Raw genomic sequence first — 18,791 nt, 5'->3', positions numbered from 1 at the left:
ACGGCTCCAGATCGAGGGTCGTCAGCGGCGCACGGCCACGGCGAGCAGGTCGAGACTCGCGTCGATGTCGGCGTCGTCGGCGGAGAGGATGTCGAAATCGGAGGTCGCCACCGCGGCGACGTCCGCGGCCAGGTCGGCGGGCCACTCGTCTCCGGCGAGTGCGCGGTCGATCTGGGCGTCGATGATCGATCCACCCCATTTCGCGTCGAGGTCGCGCAGCGCCGGGCCGTGGTGGACGCCGAGCATCTGCCGGACGTCGAAGGCCGCCGCGCCGGCGTCGGCGGGCCCGTTCGGCGCGGCCGCTCCGGTCAGCAGTTCGGTCAGTTCGGCCGCGCTGAGCTCCCGGGTGTGGAACGGGTTCAGCGGAGTGTCGCGGCCGGGGGAGAAGGTGATGCGGTTCGGGGTGCTCATCAGGAGCACCCCGCCCGGGCGGAGAACGCGGTGGCACTCGGCGACGAAGGCGCTCTGGTCCCACAGATGTTCGATCACCTGGAAGTTGACGACCACATCCACCGATCCGTCGGTCAGCGGGAGGTCGATCAGATTGCCCCGGTGGACGACCAGTTCGGGGTACCGGCGGCGTGTGTGCTCGACGGCCTGCTCGTCGTAGTCGACGCATGTCACCGACTTCGCGCGCGCGGCGATCATCGACGCGCCGTAGCCCTCACCCGATCCGGCTTCGAGGACGTCGCGGCCCGCGCAGTGGTCGAGGATGTACTCGTAGGCCACCTCGTGCCTGCGGAACCAGTAGTTCTCCGCGGCGATTCCGGGTACGGTGCGTTCACCGGTGAGCGCGAGCTGATCGGACTGCGGTGTCGCCTGGTAATCGGTCACCGCCACGACCTTAGTACCCGTGCGGGTGGGCGCCTGCATGCGGGAAGTGATCGGTGCCATGTTCTCGTCGCCGAGTACCAGCCGCTAAAGTGATGAGTGAACCATGGCCTTACCGGCCGGTAAGTTGCCGAACCCGATGCAGGAGGTCGACGTAGACCCATGACGAATATTGTCGTTCTGATCAAGCAGGTTCCCGACACGTGGTCCGAGCGCAAGCTCGCCGATGGCGATTTCACGCTCGACCGGGAAGCCGCCGACGCAGTGCTCGACGAGATCAACGAGCGCGCTGTGGAAGAGGCGCTGCAGATCAAGGAAGCCAACGGCGGCGAGGTGACGCTGCTGTGCGCCGGTCCCGAGCGCGCCACCGACGCCATCCGCAAGGCTCTGTCGATGGGTGCGGACAAGGCCATCCACATCAAGGACGACCTGATGCACGGCAGCGACGCGGTCCAGACCGCCTACGTTCTGGCGTCGGCGCTGGGCACCATCGAGGGCGTCGAGATGGTCATCGCGGGCAACGAGGCCACCGACGGTCGCAGCGGTGCTGTGCCGGCGATGATCGCCGAGTACCTCGAGCTGCCGCACCTGACCCACCTGCGCAAGCTGGAGATCGACGGCGAGACCCTGCGCGGTGAGCGGGAGACCGACGAAGGCATCTTCAACGTCGAGGCCACCCTGCCGGCGATCGTCTCGGTCAACGAGAAGATCAACGAGCCGCGCTTCCCGTCCTTCAAGGGCATCATGGCCGCCAAGAAGAAGGAAGTGAATGTCGTGACCCTCGCGGAGATCGGCGTCGAGGCCGACACCGTCGGTCTGTCCAACGCGGGCAGCACCGTCACCGGCGTCACCCCGAAGGCCGAGAAGACGGCCGGCGAGCGCGTCACGGACGAGGGCGACGGTGGCGTCAAGGTCGCCGAGTTCCTGGTCGCGTCGAAGATCATCTGATCGCGCCCACCACTTCATCTGGCGAACCCATAGACATTCAGGAGAACAATCATGGCTGAAGTACTCGTGCTCGTTGAGCAGGACGCCGAAGGTGGGCTGAAGAAGGTCACCAGCGAGCTCATCACCGCGGCGCGCGCCCTCGGCACCCCGTCCGCTGTCGTCGTCGGCAAGCCGGGCTCGGCTGCCGGCGTCACCGCGGGTCTCACCGAGGCCGGCGCCGAGAAGATCTACGTCGCCGAGTCGGACGACGTCGCGAACTACCTCATCACGCCCAAGGTCGACGTGCTGTCGCAGCTGGCCGAGGCGAACGGCGCCGCAGGCGTCCTCGTCGCCGCCACCGCGGACGGCAAGGAGATCGCCGGCCGTCTGGCCGTGCGTCTGGGCTCGGGTCTGCTGACCGACGTCATCGAGGTCAAGGAGGGCGGCGCAGGCGTGCACTCGATCTTCGGTGGCGCGTTCACCGTCGACGCGCAGGCCGGCGGAGACACCCCGGTCATCTCGGTGCGCCCCGGCGCCGTCGAGGCCGCGCCGGCCGCCGGTGCGGGCGAGGTCGTCGAGGTCGAGGTTCCGGCTCAGGAAGGCGGTGTGAAGATCACCGGCTTCGCGCCGAACGTCGGCGGCGACCGCCCCGAGCTCACCGAGGCGTCGATCGTCGTCTCCGGTGGCCGCGGTGTCGGTTCGGCCGAGAGCTTCTCGGTGGTCGAGGCACTGGCCGACTCGCTCGGTGCCGCTGTCGGCGCATCGCGTGCCGCCGTCGACTCGGGCTACTACCCGGGCCAGTTCCAGGTGGGTCAGACCGGCAAGACCGTGTCGCCGCAGCTGTACATCGCCCTCGGCATCTCGGGCGCGATCCAGCACCGTGCCGGCATGCAGACCTCGAAGACCATCGTGGCCGTCAACAAGGACGAAGAGGCCCCGATCTTCGAGATCAGCGACTTCGGCATCGTCGGCGACCTGTTCAACGTCGCCCCGCAGCTGACCGAGGAGATCAACAAGCGCAAGTGATGCGCTGATCTTCGCGTAAGCGTCGAGATCGCCCCGCCGCACCCCGTGCGGCGGGGCGATCCGCATTTCCGCGTGAGCCGAGCACGACAGGAGTTCACCCGCAGTGTCCGGACACGTCACGTCGCATTGCCGGGGACGTTCAACGACGCGCCTTGACTGCGAGGCATGACAGTAACGGACGTCTCCACCGGATTCCCGTCTCCGATCCTCGCGCGACCGGTCCTCGCCGGGGCCGACTACCAGGTCCTGATCTCCGAGAACCCCTCCGACATCGACGACGCGCAACGACTCCGATACGAGGTGTTCAACGGCGAGCCCGGCTACTCCGACGCCATCGGCGACGCCGATTCGGGCCGCGACGCCGACGCTTTCGACGAGTTCTGCGACCACATGCTGGTCCGTCACATGCCGACCGGGGCACTCGTCGGGTGCGCCCGGGTGCTGCCGCCGCCCAGGGCGATCGCAGCCGGCGGCTGGTACTCGGCCGGTGAATTCGATCTCGGAGAGCTCTCGGAGATCCGCGGCGAGACGGTCGAGATGGGCCGCGCGGTGGTCGATCCGGGTCACCGCAGCGGTTCGGTGACGGCGATGCTGTGGGCCGCCGTCCTGAGCTACCTCGAGGAGGGCGGTTACCGGTATCTGATGGGTTGCGTATCGGTGCCCCTGGAATCGGCGATCGGCCGCGGTCGGGAACTGCGCGGGATCCGCGACCTCGCCCGCGACAGGCACCGGGCGCCCTGGCAGGTGTACCCGTACCGGCACGTGGAGGTCGACGGAGCCAGGCTCGACGATCTGGAGCCTCCCGCCGTCAACCGGCTGCCCGCACTGTTGCGCGGCTATGTCCGCCTCGGTGCCCGCGTGTGCGGGGAGCCGGCGTTCGACGAGGTGTTCGACGTCGGTGACTTCCTCACCGTCCTGGATCGCCACAACGGCGACCAGCGGTACACCGACCGTCTCCGGGGTGCGATGACCCGGCTCGGCGCCGACGGGAAGTAGGCGCCGTGGAGTCCAGTCCGTGGATGCCCGTCAGTCCGTGCGGTGTGCACTGCGTACACACGCACACGCCCCCGGTGTCCCGGCTGCGAGCGAGCGTGCGGCTCACGTCGTTCGCTGTCGTCGGCGTGACGATCCTGCTCTTCGGACTGCTGACCGTGGCGTGCCCGCGCGGGCTGCGGCACCGGTACTGGCGCGCCGGCGCCCGAGTGACGCTGCGCTCGATGGGGGTGCTGCTCGAGATCGACGATCGCCGTCCGTCACATGCGCCTCGGTTGCGCGGCGCGCTGATCGTCGCGAACCACATCTCTTATCTGGACATCGTCGCGATCGCATGTGTGGCGCCCGCGCGTTTCGTGGCGAAGAGTGAGGTGCTGGCGATGCCGGGCTTCGGTCCGATCGCCCGCCTGTTCGGAGTACTGGCGCATCGGCGCGGGGATCTGCGCCGGCTGCGGCCGATGATTGACAGGGTCGGCGGCATTCTCGACGCCGGGCGCCGTGTGGCCGTGTTCCCCGAGGGCACCACCTGGTGCGGAACCGCGTCCGGCCGATTCCGTCCGGCGTTCTTTCAGGCGGCCGTCGATACCGGCGTCCCGATTCTGCCGGTCCGACTCTCGTACACCGATCGCGGTTCACGGACCACCATGCCGGGATTCCTGGGCGAAGACACCGTCGCGAGCACGCTGTCACGTATCGTGCGATCGCGCCATCTCACCGTCACGATCACGATCTTCGACCTGCAGATGCCTGCAGGGGATCGACGCGGTCTGGCGGCCGCGGCCCAGCGACTGATTCTCCCGGCGGAGCCGGTCTCGGCGATGCGGGAACTGGATGTGGATCTGTCCGGTCAGCCGCCGGTGCCGACCGCGGCCTGACGCCGACGGGTCGGCAGCCGCATCGCCGGACGCACTGTGACCGCGGGGCCATGGGCGCGGCAAGGCGCTTCCAAGGACCGCCCCGGAACCTGTTCTCGTCAATCTCAACGAACGAGGTCAGGACTAATGGAACACATTGATCGAGTTTCCCGGCGCGGCCGGGACCTCTCCCAGACGATGACGACCGCGGTGGTCTGCGCCGCCACCGCGATGCTGATGCTCGACATCGCCGTGGTGAACACCGCCCTTCCCGCGATGGCGCGCGAGTTCGATGCCGGCATGGCCTCGCTCAAGTGGGTGGTCGACGGCTATACGCTCGCACTCGCGACTATCGTGCTCAGCGCCGGTGCATGGTCGGACCGCTACGGGCGACGACGGGTGTTCATCCTCGGCACCGTGGGATTCACCGGGGCGTCGATCCTCTGTGCGGCCGCTGTCGGCATGCCGATGCTGATCGTCGCCAGGGTGGTGCAGGGGCTGGCCGCCGCGCTGTTGTTCGCCTCGTCGCTCGCTCTGCTCGCCGGCGCGTTTCCCCGGCGGTCCGATCGGGCGCGGCCGCTCGCGGTGTACGGCGCGACCATCGGCGCGTCGTTCGCGGTCGGTCCGCTGCTCGGCGGTCTCCTCACCGAATTGCTCGCCTGGCGATCGATCTTTCTCATCAACGTGCCGGTCGGCCTCGTCATCCTGGCGGGGGTGCGCCACGTCGCGGAGTCGCGCAGCAGCGCGCCCCGACGCGGCGACCGCCGGGGACAACTCGCAGTGGTGATCGGACTGGCCGCGCTCACCTACGGCCTCGTCGAGGCGAACGAGCGGGGCTGGACCGATCGCGCGACGGTGGCCGCCTTCGCCGTCGCGGTAGCGGCTCTCGCAGGATTCATCAGTGTCGAAAGGAGAGTAGACCAGCCGATGCTGCCCCTGGCGATGTTCGCGAATCGCTCATTCGCCGGCGCACAGGTCGCGGTCTTCGCGATCTCGGCGTCGATGTTCGCGGTCTTCGTGTACGTCACTGTCTACTTGCAGGGTGTCCTCGGCATGTCGCCGATCGGCGCCGGGCTCGTGTATCTGCCGGGAACTGTGGTCATGCTGGCCGTCGCCGGTGTCACGGACCGTTTCCTGACCTCTGTTCCGCCCGGCCGGGCCCTCGCGCTCTCGCTGGTGGCGGTCGCGGTCGGGATGGCGATGATGACGCTCGGCGGTGTGCACAGCAGCGGTCTGGTGATGGTTCCCGGATTCGTCGTCGCGTGCATCGGCGCCGGGGTGTTCAATCCGGTGATGAGCGGTGTCGTGCTCAGTGAGAGCCACGGTGACGATGCCGGACTGGCCGCGGGAATCAACGACGCCTTTCGGCAGTCCGGGATCGCACTGGGTGTCGCTGCGCTGGGAGCCCTGTTCCCCGCGCAGTCCGTCCTGGCGGGCGGATCCCCGGCGGAATTCGTCGACGGTCTGCGGCTGGCACTGTGGGTGAGCTGTGGGACGGCTCTCGTGGGAGCGGCAGCGGCCGCAGTGTGGATCAGGCAGGCGCGATCGGATGCGACGCCTGCCGAAGCCGACGACCGCCCGCGCGTCGCATTCTAGAATCGACGGGATGAGCTGGGGCTGTGATGCTTGAGTACCGGGTGCTGGGGCCACTCGTCGTTCGGCGTGACGGCATGCCCGTCGACCCCGGGTCGCCCAAGCAGCGCGCGGTCCTCGCGGCGCTGCTGCTGGCCCGTGGCGCCGTCGTTTCGACCGATCGGCTGGTGCACGCGGTCTGGGGAGACGATCCGCCCGCGGCGGTGGCGACCAGTCTGCAGGCTTACATCTCGAATCTCCGCAGACTGCTGCGTGACGCATCCGGTGCGTCTCCGATCGAGCGGGTCAGTCCCGGCTACCGGTTGGCGGTGGGCCAGGATCGGTTCGATCTGCTGGAGTTCGGGCGACTGGCCGGCGAGGCGCGCGATGCGGTCGACGCGTTTGACTGGGAGACCGCGCTGTCTGCCTCGACAGCCGCTCTGGCGCTCTGGAGGGGGCCGTTGCTGGAGGAGTTCGAGGACCGCGATTGGATCGAAGTGGAGTCGACGGCGCCGACCGAGCTGCGGCGTGCGGCCACCGAGGCTCAGATCGCGGCGCTCCTTGCGCACGGCGATGTGGCGACCGCACTCGTCGCCGCGACTGAGTTGTGCCGCCAGGACCCGCTCCGGGAGCGGAGCGTCTGGCTGCGGATGGTCGCACTGTATCGCGACGGTCGGGCCGGGAGCGCTCTCGAAGCGTACGCGGCGTATGTCCGCGATCTCGACGTGGAACTCGGCCTCGACCCGAGCGCTGAACTGCGTGAGCTGCAGGGTGCGGTGCTCAGGCACGACCCCGAGCTGGCAGCCTGGCCGCTGACTCCTCGCTGGACCGGCGCCCGGCCGGTGTCGTCCCCGGAACCGCGAGCCGTCCAGCCCGTCGAGACGCAAGAGCTCGCGGGCGAGGTGGCCCGCGATATCGGGGCGCCGCTCGTCGGGAGGGAGGATGCGGTGCGCGTGCTCCGCGAATTGCGTACGGCGGGCACCGGCACCCGCTGGCTGATCCTGTCCGGACCCGCCGGCATCGGCAAGACTCGTCTGGCCGAGGAGGCGGTCCACCTCGCCGAGGCGGCGGGGGATCGGGCTGTGTGGGTGCGCTGCCCGGACACCGAGGGCGTTCCGGCATGGTGGCCCCTGCGCCAGCTCTGCCGCGCGTTGAACGCGGACACGGATCTGCTGACGGTCTCCGACGGCGCCGACGCCGACGCGGCCCGTTTCGAGGTCTACGACCGCGTGCAAGCCCTCCTCGAACACGAGAGCGCGACGAAACCGCTGACGATCGTCGTGGACGATGTCCAGTGGGCCGATGCGATGTCGCTGGGACTGCTCCGCTACCTTGCGCCGGTACTTCGGGATGCGCCGGTCACCGTCGTCCTGACACTGCGGGAGGAGGAGGCGACCGACGCCGCGCAGTCGCTCCGCGAGGCCGTCGCACGATCCGGCGGCCGACTGCTCGACGTGCCGGAGCTGTCGCGCGAGGCGGTCGGTGAGCTGGTGCGGGCGGTGGCGGACACCGATTTGTCGGCCGCCGAACTCGACCAGCTGGTGGCCCGGACCGGTGGCAATCCGCTGTATGTGACCGAGTATGCCCGGCTGCCGGAGGAACAGCGCCGCGACGTGATCCCGGCGGCGGTCAGATCGGTGCTCGGTCGCCGGCTGGCGACACTCGATCCGACCGTCCGCGAGGTCATCGGCCACGCCGCGGTGATCGGCGAGGAGATCGACATAGCGATGTTGTCGGAACTGACCTCCCGCAGCGTCGACGCGGTCGCCGACTGTCTCGACGAAGCCGCGGACGAGCGGATCGTCGTCCCCTTGCCGAGCAGCGGTGGACTGACCTTCGCCCACGCACTTCTGCGCGACGAGGCCGAGACGATGTTCGCGCCGCTGCGCCGTTGCCGGATCCATCTGCGGGCCGCCGAACTGCTCGCGGCGCGGAGCGGCCCGGAGATGAGCGCCCGCCGCGCAGCGCACCTGCTCGACGCGTTGCCGGTGGCCGAGGTGCCCGACGTGGTCGCCGCCTGCCGGGAGGCGGCGCACGATGCGGCGGTCCGCTGGGACTCGGAGAGCGCAGCGCACTGGCTCAGCCGCGCGCTCCGGACACACGAGACACTGGCGGGTCCGGAAGCGTCGGTCGACGAGCGGGACGCGCTGCTTACGGGCATGCTGCACGCGCAGGTCCGCGCCGGACGGGCTCAGCTCGTCCTGGACACGGTCGAGGCCATGCTGGTGCGGGCGATGCGTGACGGGAGCACTGTCACGGTAGGGCGTCTCGCGGGTGTTCTACTGCGTGCGGGCGGTGGTTGGCCGTGGATCTCGCCGACCGCCGAGACCGGGTCGCTGCACGAGGTCCTCACCGCAGCGGTCGACATCGTCGACGGCGACTCCATAGCATTGGTTCGAGTGCTGGGAGCGCTCGCGATCGGACACTGCTATCACCGGGACGCCTCGGTGCCTGCCGGGCTTCTGGAGCGAGCCGCCGAGGTGGCCGCTGCGGTCGGCGATCCCGATGTGATGGCCGACGCGATTCTCGCGCGCCTCATCACCTACTCCGGGGTCTCCGGACGCGCGGCCGAGCTGATCTCGCTGGCCGATGACCTGACCGCGCTGCCTCACGCGGATGCCGAACTCGACGAGGTGATCGCGGGTTCGGTCGTGACGATGGCCGCGATGACGCTCGGCGACATCCCGCAGACGAAGGCTCGTCTGCGTGCGGCGATCGCAGGCAGTGAGCGCATGCGACTGCCGGTCCTGCGCGCGCAACTGCGCTGGATGGAGGCCGCGCTGGCGGTCTGGCACGGCGACTTCGCGCTTGCCGAAGAGCACTTCCGGACCGCCCTCGCGGTCCATCGGCAGACGGAACTGTATGTTGCGGGCTCCGGGGCGCTCGCGCTGATGGCGACGGCGAATCAGCGGGGCGTGTTCGACGACGTCGTCGATGAGGTGCTCGGCACCGGCGGCGGGGACCGCATGGAATGGGTGCGGACGGTGATGTCCGCGGCGCCCGACAATCGGGTATCGACGCTGCTGGCCGCGGGTGTGGCGACCGTGGCCGTCGAGCACGGCGACGCCGCGCTGGTCCAGTCGATGATCGATCTCTGGCGGGCGGACGACCGCCCGATGATCTGGACGTCGCTCGCGCAGGCCGTGGTGCTGGCGAATCTCGTGGTCGAGGAGCGCTTCGTCGACGACGCGCGGGCGTTCATCGATGTGCTCGCCCCCTACGCGGGGCATATCGCGACGGTCGGTCAGGTCGGTTGCGTCGGCCCCGTCGACCTGGCGCTCGCCGGCCTCTACGACCTGATCGGTGACGATGCGGCCGCGGACGCGGCGCTGGGTCGCGCACGAGCGCTCTCGATCGCCGGGGACAGCCGGCCCGGGCTGCTGCGCTGCCGCCTCTTCGAAGCTCTGCGGGCACCTGACTCGGCCGACCGTGCGAGGGAGATCGCGGCGATCGCCGCGCAGGCCCGTGCGCTGGGCCTCCAGGCAGTAGCCGACGTCGCGCACGCCGCCGAGCGTAGGACGAGTGTGCCAAGGGCAGTCCAAGAAGGATGCAAGCGCACTGAGTGACAGTCGGTTCGGGACAGGTGCGGATCCCCGCGCCGCCGTGAACCGGGAGACATGCCATGACCTCACACGCCATCGATCGCGCCGACATCGCCGACCTACGAACGCGGGTACGCGGAGCGGTGCACCGGCCGTCGGACGACGGGTACGAGACGATCGGATTCAACGTCGCCGTGTCACGCCGCCCCTGGGCGGTCGTCGACGCTGCCGACGCCGCGGACATCGCCGCGGTGATGACGTTCGCGGGAGACAACGGGATGACTGTCGCCGTCCACTCGACCGGGCATGGCGCGATTCCCATCGACGGGCGCTCGCTGCTTGTACGCACCGGCGGTCTCGACACCCTGGAGATCGATCCCGCAGGGCGTACCGCGCGCGTCGGCGCCGGGGTGCGGTGGCAGCGGGTCCTCGACGAGTCCGCACCGCACGGTCTGGCCCCGCTGTGCGGGTCGGCACCGTCTGTCGGCGTGATCGGATTCCTGACGGGCGGCGGCATCGGTCCGCTGGTGCGAACTGTCGGATCCTCCAGCGACCACGTCCGTTCGTTCGAGGTCGTGACCGGTGCCGGACGGGTGGTCCGGGCGTCGCACGATGAGAACGCCGAGTTGTTCTGGGGGCTGCGGGGCGGCAAAGCGACTCTCGGTCTGGTCACCGAGGCGGTGATCGATCTGCTGCCGATCCCGGAACTGTACGCCGGTGCGATGTACTTCGACGGCGCCGACGCACCCGCGGTTCTGCGCGAATGGCGGACATGGAGTGCCTCGCTGCCGGTCGAGGCGAACACTTCCGTGGCACTGCTGCGACTGCCAGAGCTGCCGACGGTGCCGCCGGTGCTCGCCGGCCGCATGACGGTCGCCGTCCGCTACGCCGCGTTGACTTCGCGCGATGAGGCGCAGCGGCTTTTCGCGCCCATACGTGCGGTCGCGCCCCCGCTGCTCGATGCGGTCGGCACGATGCCCTACGCGGCGATCGGCGCGATCCACGCCGATCCCGCAGACCCGATGCCGGTCGCTGAGGACGGCTGCCTGCTGCGAGAACTCCCCGAAGAAGCGGTCGACGCGATCCTGGCCTCCGCCGGACCGGACGTCGAATCGCCTCTCCTCATGGTGGAACTGCGACTGCTCGGCGGCCGGTTCGCGCGGACGCCGCAGGTCGACAGCGCACTCTGTCACCGATCGGCGCCCCTGCATCTGTACACGGTCGGGATTCTGGCGCCGCCGATCGCGGAACAGGTTCCGGTCGCGGTCGCGGGACTGGTGGAGACCATGTCGGCGTACTCCGACGGATACCGGCTGCCGAACTTCACGGCGACCTCCGACGCCGGCGTGACGGCGCGTTGTTATGACGAGCAGACACGCGCCTGGCTGCGTGCGCTCGCCGGCCAATACGATCCGCGCGGCGTGCTCCGAGTCGGACAACTGGCCCGGTGATTTCCGGGCAGTGCGACGTGCGACTATCGTGGAGCGCGTCATGTCGCTGCCCTACCCTCCCGTCTACCTCGACAACGCCGCGTCCACCGCGCTAGTACCCGAAGCCGCCGCGGCGATGGCGGCCGCGTGGGCACACCCGGGGAACGCCTCCTCACTGCACGGCTCCGGCCGGGCGGCCCGACGGATGCTGGAGGAATCGCGCGAGTCGATCGCCCGCGACCTGGGAGCCCGTCCGTCCGAGGTGATCTTCACCGGCGGCGGCACCGAATCCGACAATCTCGCGGTGAAGGGGATCTTCGAGGCGCGCCGCCGTGAAGACCCTCGGCGCCGCAAGATCGTCATCTCGGCGATCGAACACCACGCGGTTCTCGATCCGGCGCAGTGGCTCGCCGACGAGGCCGGCGCCGAACTCGTCGTGCTGCCGGTCGACGGTCACGGGTTCGTCAGTCCCGACTCGGTGCGTGCGGCACTCGAGGAGCACGCCGGCGAGGTGGCGCTGATCTCGGTGATGTGGGCCAACAACGAGGTCGGGACGGTGCAGCCGATCGCCGAGATCGCCCGGCTCGGCGCCGAGGCCGGGGTTCCGGTCCACTCGGACGCCGTAGCCGCCGTCGGCCACCTGCCGGTCGACTTCGCGGCGAGCGGGTTGTCGGCGATGACTTCCGCGGCACACAAGTTCGGCGGTCCGCAGGGGACCGGAGTGCTGGTGATCGGCCGTGACGTGGCCTGCGTGCCGCTGCTCCACGGCGGCGGTCACGAGCGTGACCTCCGGTCGGGGACCCCGGATGTCGCGTCGGCCGCGGGAATGGCGGCGGCCCTGCGGACGGCGGTCGCTGGATGCGACACCGATTCCCGGCGCGTCGCCGCCTTGCGCGACCGGCTCGCGGGAGTGCTGGGCGCCGTCGACGGTGTGCGGATCAACGGTGCGCTGCCCATCGAGCCCGACCTCGCGCTGCCGGGCGTGCTGCACGTGTCCATCGACGGGTGCGAGGGTGATTCGCTGCTCATGCTCCTCGACGCGAAGGGAGTGGAGTGCTCCACCGGATCGGCCTGCACCGCGGGTGTCGCGGCGGCCAGCCACGTGCTGCTGGCGATGGGTTTCGACACTGCGACCGCCCGCGGATCGCTCCGGTTCTCGCTGGGAACCGGCAATACGGAGGACGACGTCGACCTGGTCGGCGAGGTGATCGGCGAGGTGGTCGATCGTGCCCGGGCCGCCGGACTGCTGTCGGCGGTCGGAGCGCGGGCTGGAGGTGAGAGCTGATGCGGGTACTCGCAGCGATGAGCGGAGGGGTCGACTCGGCGGTCGCCGCTGCGCGTGCGGTGGACGCCGGTCATGAGGTGGTCGGAGTCCATCTGGCGTTGTCGACGGCGCCCGGTGCCCTGCGCACTGGTTCGCGCGGCTGCTGTTCGCGCGAGGACGCCGACGACGCCCGGCGCGCGGCCGACCTGCTCGGCATCCCGTTCTACGTGTGGGACTTCGCCGACCGTTTCAAAGAAGATGTGATCGACGAGTTCGTCGCCTCGTACGCGGCCGGTGAGACGCCGAACCCCTGCCTGTCGTGCAACGAGAAGATCAAGTTCGCGGCCTTGGCCGAACGCGCGGTCGCGCTGGGCTTCGACGCGCTCGCCACCGGGCACTACGCACGGTTGGCCGACGGCGAACTGCGCCGTGCCGTCGACGCCGACAAGGATCAGTCGTACGTGCTGGCCGTCCTGGACCACGAGCAGCTCTCGCGTGCCATGTTCCCGGTCGGTGACACCCCGAAGCCGCAGATCCGGGAGGAGGCCGAACGCCGCGGGCTCGCGGTCGCCGATAAGCCCGACTCCCACGACATCTGCTTCATTCCGAGTGGCGACACGCGAGCCTTCCTCGGCGCGCGGATCGGCGTGCGGCCCGGGGCCGTTGTCGACTCGGCGACGGGCGAGAGGCTGGCCGAGCACGACGGCGTCCACGGATTCACCATCGGTCAGCGCAAGGGCCTCGGGATCGAGACGCCCGCCGCCGACGGTCGTCCGCGCTACGTGACGGGGATCGATCCGGAGAGCGGGACGGTGACGGTGGGCGCCGCGGCCGATCTCGAGGTCACCGCGATCACCGCGGGTAAGACGGTGTGGACCTCCGGCCGCACCCCGGACGGCCCGGTGGAGTGCGTGGTGCAGGTGCGCGCGCACGGCGGACTCGCGCCCGCAGTCGCGACGCCGGTCGAGGGCCCCGACGGCCCCGGCATCCGGATCGATCTGCGCGAGCCGCTTCGCGGTGTGGCGCGTGGGCAGGCGGCCGTGCTCTACGCTCCGGACGAGGTCGAAGGCGACCTGGTGATCGGCTGCGGCCGGATCACCGGCTCGGAGTGACAGCGCAGGCGGCCGGGACGGGGCTGCCGGCCGGAGTCGGCACCGGCGTCGGCTCCATGCCCGGCACCGATCCGTCCGAGGCGGTGCGCATCGCGAGCGGCGAACTCGATCTGCCGTTCCTTCCCGAACTCCCCGCGCGAGGAGTGGGAGCCGACATGATCGGCCGGACCGGCGCGTTGCTCGTCGACCTGCCGCTCGACATGGTGCATCACGCCTACCGGCTCACCGATCACCCCAACACCACCACGCGGCGCGCGCGGGACTGGCTGCGCTGGGACCTCGATGCTCTCGAGGAGCATTGGGAAGCCTCCGGGCTCGTCGGCTCCGGACGAACCGTGAAGGTGCAGGCGTGCGGGCCGCTGACCTTCGCCGCGAACGCCGAGCTGCGCGGAGGCCACAAGATCGTCAAGGACCGCGGTGCGGTTCGTGACATCGCGGCGTCGCTGACCGAGGGACTGCGCGGGCACGTCGCCGAGGTGACGCGACGGCTCGGCGCGAAGGTGCTGGTGCAGCTCGACGAACCCGACGTGGGGCGGGTGATCGATGGCACCGTCACCCCGCTGACCCGCCTCGACCCGATTCGGCCGATCCCGGCGCCCGACGCCGCCGAGTTGATGCAGGGCGTCGTCGACGGCCTCGACGTGCCCGTTCTTCTGCATTCGTGTGGACGCCCGCGGTGGGACCTGACCGATCGACTCGAGCGGGTCGCGCTGTCGATCGATCTGACGAGACTGCGACCGGACGCCGACTACGACCGGCTCGGAGCCTTCGTCGACAGCGACGGAGTGCTCGCTGCGGGGCTGGTTCCGGCCACCGAGCCGGAGACCCCGGTCGACGCCGAGACGCTCGCCGGTCGTCTCACCGAACTGATCGACCGGATCGGCCTGCCGCGTCGGGTCTTGCGCGACAACATTCTGGTCACACCCGTATGCGGCCTCGCGGGGGCCACGGGATCGTGGGCGACGCGGGCCCTGTCGCTGTCGTCGGAGATCGCCGCGGGACTGGCCGCGGATCCGGACTACCGCTCCTCGTAGCGTCGCCGCGGCCCCGGCCGATCGGCGCCCGTTCCGGACGTCTCAGACGTCGCTCTCCAACTGCGCGACCGCGCGCTTGGGCGCCACCTGCCGGAAGCTGGCGTCGAGCAGTTCGGCCACCTCGTCCCAGTCCGAGTCGGCGGTCAGGTCGATGCCGAGCCATCCGTAGGCGCCGACGTACGCGGGGACGAAGAAGCGGGCGTCCTGGATGAGAGCCTCTCGCTCGAGCGGGTCGGGGATGAACAGGAGCGCGGTGTCGCGGCGGATCTTGGAGCCCTTCTCACCGCCGCCGTACATGGCGAACATCTTGCCGCAGCGAAAGGTCGGACGGCCGTGCGCAACCTTCTCGGTGGCTTCCGGGAGTGCCAGCGCCACGGTCCGGAGGCGTCGCAGGATCGGATCGTCGTCGGAGAACATGATGGGGTGCGGCATGCCGGTAAGCGTAGTGTCGGCGTTCGTCGGACGCGGGCATGTCGCACGGCTCGGTTAACCTGAACGCGTGAGTGAGGGCGAGGGGACAGACACGGCGGGATCGGCCGCAGCGGAGGCGGGCGCCGATTGGGCGCGGGAGTGGGCGCTGCTCGCCGAGGAGGTTCGCGGGCATCAGTTCCGCTACTACGTCCAGGACGCGCCTGTGATCAGCGACGGAGAGTTCGATTCGCTGTTGCGCCGGCTGCAGGAACTCGAGGACGAGCATCCCGAACTGGCGGTGCCCGATTCGCCGACGAAGCTGGTCGGCGGCGGCTTCTCGACCGACTTCACCTCGGTCGACCATCTCGAACGGATGATGTCGCTCGACAACGTCTTCGATTACGACGAGATGCGCACCTGGGTCTCGCGTACCGAAGCCGAGATCGGCGCCGGGACCGAGTTCCTGTGCGAACTCAAGATCGACGGGGTCGCGCTCTCGCTGGTGTACGAGAAGGGCAGGCTGGTCCGGGGAGTGACCCGGGGCGACGGCCGCACCGGCGAGGACGTGACACTCAACGCGCGCACCATCACCGACGTTCCGCACGATCTCGACGACTCGGTGCGCCCGGTGCCCGAACTCCTGGAGGTCCGCGGTGAGGTGTTCTTCCGAGTCGAAGACTTCCAGAATCTGAACGCCTCCCTCGTCGAAGAGGGGAAGCCGCCGTTCGCGAATCCGCGCAACTCGGCCGCCGGCTCTCTGCGCCAGAAGAATCCGCAGGTCACCGCGCGGCGCCGACTCCGGATGATCTGTCACGGGATCGGGAAGGTGGAGGGCTGGAGGCCCGAGTCGCTGCACGAGGCCTACCTCGCGCTGGGCGAGTGGGGGCTGCCCGTCTCCGACCACACGAAGAAGGTGACCGGGGCCGACGAGATCATCGAGGCGATCGCGTACTGGGGCGAGAACCGGCACTCGGTGGAACACGAGATCGACGGCCTCGTCGTCAAGGTGGACGATGTGACGCGCCAGCGCCGGCTGGGTGCGACCTCACGCGCACCGCGCTGGGCGATCGCGTACAAGTACCCGCCGGAAGAGGTCACGACCAAACTGCTCGACATCATGGTCGGCGTCGGACGGACGGGCCGCGTCACGCCGTGGGCGCTGATGGAACCGGTGCTGGTCGCGGGATCGACCGTCTCCCGCGCGACACTCCACAACGCCTTCGAGGTGAAGCGTAAAGGCGTCCTGATCGGCGACACCATCACCATTCGCAAGGCCGGCGACGTGATTCCCGAGGTGCTCGGTCCGGTCGTCGAACTGCGCGACGGTACCGAACGCGAGTTCGTGATGCCGACTCGATGCCCCGAGTGCGGAACCGAACTGGCCCCCGCGAAGGAGGGCGACAAGGACATCCGCTGTCCCAACCAGCGCTACTGCCCGGGACAACTGCGCGAACGGCTGTTCTATCTCGCGGGCCGCGGCGCATTCGACATCGAAGCGCTCGGATACGAAGGGGCGCAAGCACTTCTGTCGAGCGGCGTGCTGACCGACGAAGGCGACCTGTTCTCGCTCACTGCCGACGATCTGGTCAAGACCGACCTGTACACCACGAAGTCGGGTGCGCTCTCGGCCAACGGTCGGCGATTCCTGGACAACCTCGACAAGGCCAAGCGGGTCCCGCTGTGGCGGGTGATCGTCGCGCTGTCGATCCGCCACGTCGGGCCCACCCCGGCGCGGGCTCTGGCCACCGCTTTCGGCGACCTCGAAAGCATCCAGAACGCCTCCGTCGACGAGTTGGCGCAGGTGGACGGTCTCGGCCCCACGCGGGCGGCGAGCGTGCACGACTGGTTCGCCGTCGACTGGCACCGCGAGATCGTCGCCAAATGGCGTGCCGCGGGGGTGGCCATGGCCGATGAGCGGGACGAGTCGATCGAGCGGACGCTCGACGGCAAGACGATCGTGGTCACCGGTTCGCTCGTCGACTTCTCCCGCGACGGAGCCAAAGAGGCGATCATCGTGCGCGGCGGCAAGGCGTCGGGCTCGGTGTCGAAGAAGACCGACTACGTCGTGGTCGGCGACTCGCCCGGCAGCAAAGCCGCCAAGGCCGAAGAATTAGGCGTTCCGATCCTCGACGAGGACGGCTTCAAGCAATTGCTGGCGACCGGGTCTGCGGGAGAGTCGGAGTCGGAGGACGATTGATGCGTGCGCCGTTTCGACTCGCGGAAGACCCCAGGTCCGTCGAGTGAGCCGGTGAGCGTAGCGAGCAGGCGCATCGAGACTGCGCACGCTGTTTCGACTCGCTGCGCTCGCTCAACTGGCCTGGGAGGTGCTCGCTCAGCTGGCCGGGGAAGACCCAGGTTCGTCGAGTGAGCGTGTGAGCGTAGCGAGCGCGCGTATCGAGACTGCGCGTACTGTTTCGACTCGCTGCGCTCGCTCAACTGGCCTGGGAGGTGCTCGCTCAGCTGGCCGGGGAAGACCCAGGTTCGTCGAGTGAGCGTGTGAGCGTAGCGAGCGCGCGTATCGAGACTGCGCGTACTGTTTCGACTCGCTGCGCTCGCTCAACTGGCCTGGGAGGTGCTCGCTCAGCTGGCCGGGGAAGACCCAGGTTCGTCGAGTGAGCGTGTGAGCGTAGCGAGCGCGCGTATCGAGACTGCGCATGCTGTTTCGACTCGCTGCGCTCGCTCAACCAGCCTTGGAGCGCTCGCTCAACCAGCCTTGGAGCGCTCGCTCAACCGCCCTGGGTGTTCGGCTTTCTCTTCAGGACGGTGGCGATGATGCCGGTCAGGTAGCCCAGGCGCGCGACTTCCGCAGGGCGGAAGTCGGGACCGCCGATCCGGCCGAGGAGCAGGGCCTTGCCGTCGTCGCCCAAGGGGGCGGCGGCCAGCCTGGTCCCCATGTCACGCCATCCCTGAGGGATCCATTCGGCTTCGGAGTCGAACGCCACCGCCCGGTCGAGGGGCAGCCAGTCGGCCGTCTCCAGGGCCGTCTCGGGGGCTCCCGAACTGCCGTAGAGGCGCAGCACGTCCGGACCGGGGCGGGAGATCACCATCGCCCACGACACGCGGAGCACACGGGGCGCGTAGTCGGCCAGCACCTGCAGGCGGTCCTTGCCGCCCGCGGCGACGAGGTCGATCAACTCGAGTTCCTGATGCGTGTCGAGGACCCCGTCGTGCGGACGGAGAGAGTCGACGTGCACGCCCGCGACCTTCTCCGCGGCGGTGATGAGGGTGTCGGGCAGCGCACCCGAGGGCAGGTCGACCACCAGGTCGTCGACGGCGTAGCCCTCGCCTCGCTCGATCACCTCGAGCGAGCGGATGTCGGCACCGACGGCGCCGAGTTGAACGGCGAGCATGCCGAGACTGCCGGGACGGTCGTTCAGCAGAACGCGAAGCAGATACGACACCGGAGTCAGCGCGGCTGCTGCTCGAGCGGACGCACACCCACAGCCGTGCCGTACGCGCACACCTCGACGCCGCCGGATCCGGCGTACTCATTCGTCTCGAAGCGGAATGCGAGAACCGCGTTGGCCCCCTTGCTCTGAGCTTCGGCGGCCAAGCGACTCAACGCTTCATGACGCGCCTCGTGCAGCAACTGGGTGATGCCCTTGAGTTCGCCACCGGCGATCGACTTGAAGCTGGCGCCGATGTTGGAACCGATGTGTCGCGACCGCACCGTGAGGCCGAACACCTCGCCGAACACGTGCTCGATCCGGTAGCCCGGCAGTTCGTTGGTGGTGACGATGATCATGTGTCCAAGTTAACCGGTGCGGTGCACTCCGGCCACTCCGCGATCATTCA

At 69.4% G+C, this 18,791-nt stretch carries 15 protein-coding genes; 11 read left to right on the top strand and 4 right to left on the bottom strand.

The annotated features are described in order from the left end of the window. Window positions 1-21: 21 nt before the first annotated feature. Complete coding sequence (locus Y710_RS07315; protein WP_062367036.1) at window positions 22-834, bottom strand: class I SAM-dependent methyltransferase; 813 nt, start codon at window positions 832-834, stop codon at window positions 22-24. A gap of 159 nt (window positions 835-993) precedes the next feature. On the opposite strand from Y710_RS07315, the gene Y710_RS07310 reads away from it, so the two are divergent. From Y710_RS07310 to Y710_RS07265, 10 genes are all read left to right on the top strand, one after another. Then, window positions 994-1,779 (top strand): electron transfer flavoprotein subunit beta/FixA family protein, encoded by a 786-nt coding sequence (locus Y710_RS07310; RefSeq protein ID WP_045537049.1) that lies wholly within the window; start codon window positions 994-996, stop codon window positions 1,777-1,779. 51 nt (window positions 1,780-1,830) lie between these two features. After that, window positions 1,831-2,784, top strand: coding sequence for an electron transfer flavoprotein subunit alpha/FixB family protein (locus Y710_RS07305; RefSeq protein ID WP_006895905.1), 954 nt, complete (start codon window positions 1,831-1,833; stop codon window positions 2,782-2,784). 165 nt (window positions 2,785-2,949) lie between these two features. Then, the gene (locus Y710_RS07300; protein WP_062366982.1) at window positions 2,950-3,780 is read left to right on the top strand and encodes a GNAT family N-acetyltransferase; all 831 of its coding nucleotides are present in this window, start codon (window positions 2,950-2,952) and stop codon (window positions 3,778-3,780) included. Window positions 3,781-3,854: 74 nt separating this feature from the next. After that, complete coding sequence (locus tag Y710_RS07295; RefSeq protein WP_231875697.1) at window positions 3,855-4,652, top strand: lysophospholipid acyltransferase family protein; 798 nt, start codon at window positions 3,855-3,857, stop codon at window positions 4,650-4,652. 126 nt (window positions 4,653-4,778) lie between these two features. After that, a complete protein-coding gene (locus Y710_RS07290; protein WP_082781273.1) occupies window positions 4,779-6,227 on the top strand; it encodes an MFS transporter in 1,449 nt (482 codons plus the stop codon). 26 nt (window positions 6,228-6,253) lie between these two features. Next, window positions 6,254-9,769 (top strand): ATP-binding protein, encoded by a 3,516-nt coding sequence (locus Y710_RS07285; RefSeq protein ID WP_062366976.1) that lies wholly within the window; start codon window positions 6,254-6,256, stop codon window positions 9,767-9,769. A gap of 56 nt (window positions 9,770-9,825) precedes the next feature. Next, entirely contained in the window at window positions 9,826-11,196 is a 1,371-nt protein-coding gene (locus Y710_RS07280; RefSeq protein WP_062366973.1) for an FAD-binding oxidoreductase, read from the top strand. Between the two features lie 40 nt (window positions 11,197-11,236). Beyond that, complete coding sequence (locus Y710_RS07275; RefSeq protein WP_045537073.1) at window positions 11,237-12,460, top strand: cysteine desulfurase family protein; 1,224 nt, start codon at window positions 11,237-11,239, stop codon at window positions 12,458-12,460. Then, on the top strand, window positions 12,460-13,551 hold the full coding sequence (mnmA, locus tag Y710_RS07270; protein WP_045537057.1) for a tRNA 2-thiouridine(34) synthase MnmA: 1,092 nt from the start codon (window positions 12,460-12,462) through the stop codon (window positions 13,549-13,551). Before Y710_RS07275 ends, mnmA begins: the two co-directional genes overlap by 1 nt. Beyond that, window positions 13,548-14,585: a uroporphyrinogen decarboxylase/cobalamine-independent methonine synthase family protein gene (locus Y710_RS07265; protein WP_045537059.1), complete on the top strand. Its 1,038-nt coding sequence runs from the start codon at window positions 13,548-13,550 to the stop codon at window positions 14,583-14,585. Before mnmA ends, Y710_RS07265 begins: the two co-directional genes overlap by 4 nt. A 42-nt stretch (window positions 14,586-14,627) precedes the next feature. Here the strand turns inward: Y710_RS07265 and Y710_RS07260 are convergent, their stop codons facing one another. After that, window positions 14,628-15,017 carry an MmcQ/YjbR family DNA-binding protein gene (locus Y710_RS07260; RefSeq protein WP_045537061.1) on the bottom strand — a complete coding sequence of 130 codons (390 nt, stop codon included), beginning with the start codon at window positions 15,015-15,017 and terminating at the stop codon, window positions 14,628-14,630. Between the two features lie 145 nt (window positions 15,018-15,162). Between Y710_RS07260 and ligA the strand changes: the two genes are divergently transcribed. Continuing rightward, complete coding sequence (gene ligA, locus Y710_RS07255) at window positions 15,163-17,193, top strand: NAD-dependent DNA ligase LigA (protein WP_331436950.1); 2,031 nt, start codon at window positions 15,163-15,165, stop codon at window positions 17,191-17,193. A gap of 529 nt (window positions 17,194-17,722) precedes the next feature. On the opposite strand, the gene Y710_RS07250 is transcribed toward ligA, so the two are convergent. After that, window positions 17,723-18,406, bottom strand: a complete 684-nt coding sequence (locus tag Y710_RS07250; RefSeq protein WP_039867230.1) for an ACT domain-containing protein — start codon at window positions 18,404-18,406, stop codon at window positions 17,723-17,725. After that, entirely contained in the window at window positions 18,403-18,741 is a 339-nt protein-coding gene (locus tag Y710_RS07245) for a YbjQ family protein (RefSeq protein ID WP_006895918.1), read from the bottom strand. Before Y710_RS07245 ends, Y710_RS07250 begins: the two co-directional genes overlap by 4 nt. Between the last annotated feature and the right edge of the window lie 50 nt (window positions 18,742-18,791).

Source organism: Gordonia sp. QH-12, assembly GCF_001578675.1.
Taxonomy (GTDB): Bacteria; Actinomycetota; Actinomycetes; order Mycobacteriales; family Mycobacteriaceae; genus Gordonia; species Gordonia sihwensis.
Note: the sequence above shows the minus strand (reverse complement) of the source record. Positions and strands in the feature narration are given on the sequence as shown.

Bases quoted from the DNA above. Each gene is read 5' to 3' on its own strand.
- Y710_RS07310 (WP_045537049.1), top strand. From the start codon at position 994: ATGACGAATATTGTCGTTCTGATCAAGCAGGTTCCCGACACGTGGTCC.
- Y710_RS07305 (WP_006895905.1), top strand. From the start codon at position 1,831: ATGGCTGAAGTACTCGTGCTCGTTGAGCAGGACGCCGAAGGTGGGCTG.
- Y710_RS07300 (WP_062366982.1), top strand. From the start codon at position 2,950: ATGACAGTAACGGACGTCTCCACCGGATTCCCGTCTCCGATCCTCGCG.
- Y710_RS07290 (WP_082781273.1), top strand. From the start codon at position 4,779: ATGGAACACATTGATCGAGTTTCCCGGCGCGGCCGGGACCTCTCCCAG.
- Y710_RS07285 (WP_062366976.1), top strand. From the start codon at position 6,254: ATGCTTGAGTACCGGGTGCTGGGGCCACTCGTCGTTCGGCGTGACGGC.
- Y710_RS07280 (WP_062366973.1), top strand. From the start codon at position 9,826: ATGACCTCACACGCCATCGATCGCGCCGACATCGCCGACCTACGAACG.
- Y710_RS07275 (WP_045537073.1), top strand. From the start codon at position 11,237: ATGTCGCTGCCCTACCCTCCCGTCTACCTCGACAACGCCGCGTCCACC.
- mnmA (WP_045537057.1), top strand. From the start codon at position 12,460: ATGCGGGTACTCGCAGCGATGAGCGGAGGGGTCGACTCGGCGGTCGCC.
- Y710_RS07260 (WP_045537061.1), bottom strand. From the start codon at position 15,017: ATGCCGCACCCCATCATGTTCTCCGACGACGATCCGATCCTGCGACGC.
- Y710_RS07245 (WP_006895918.1), bottom strand. From the start codon at position 18,741: ATGATCATCGTCACCACCAACGAACTGCCGGGCTACCGGATCGAGCAC.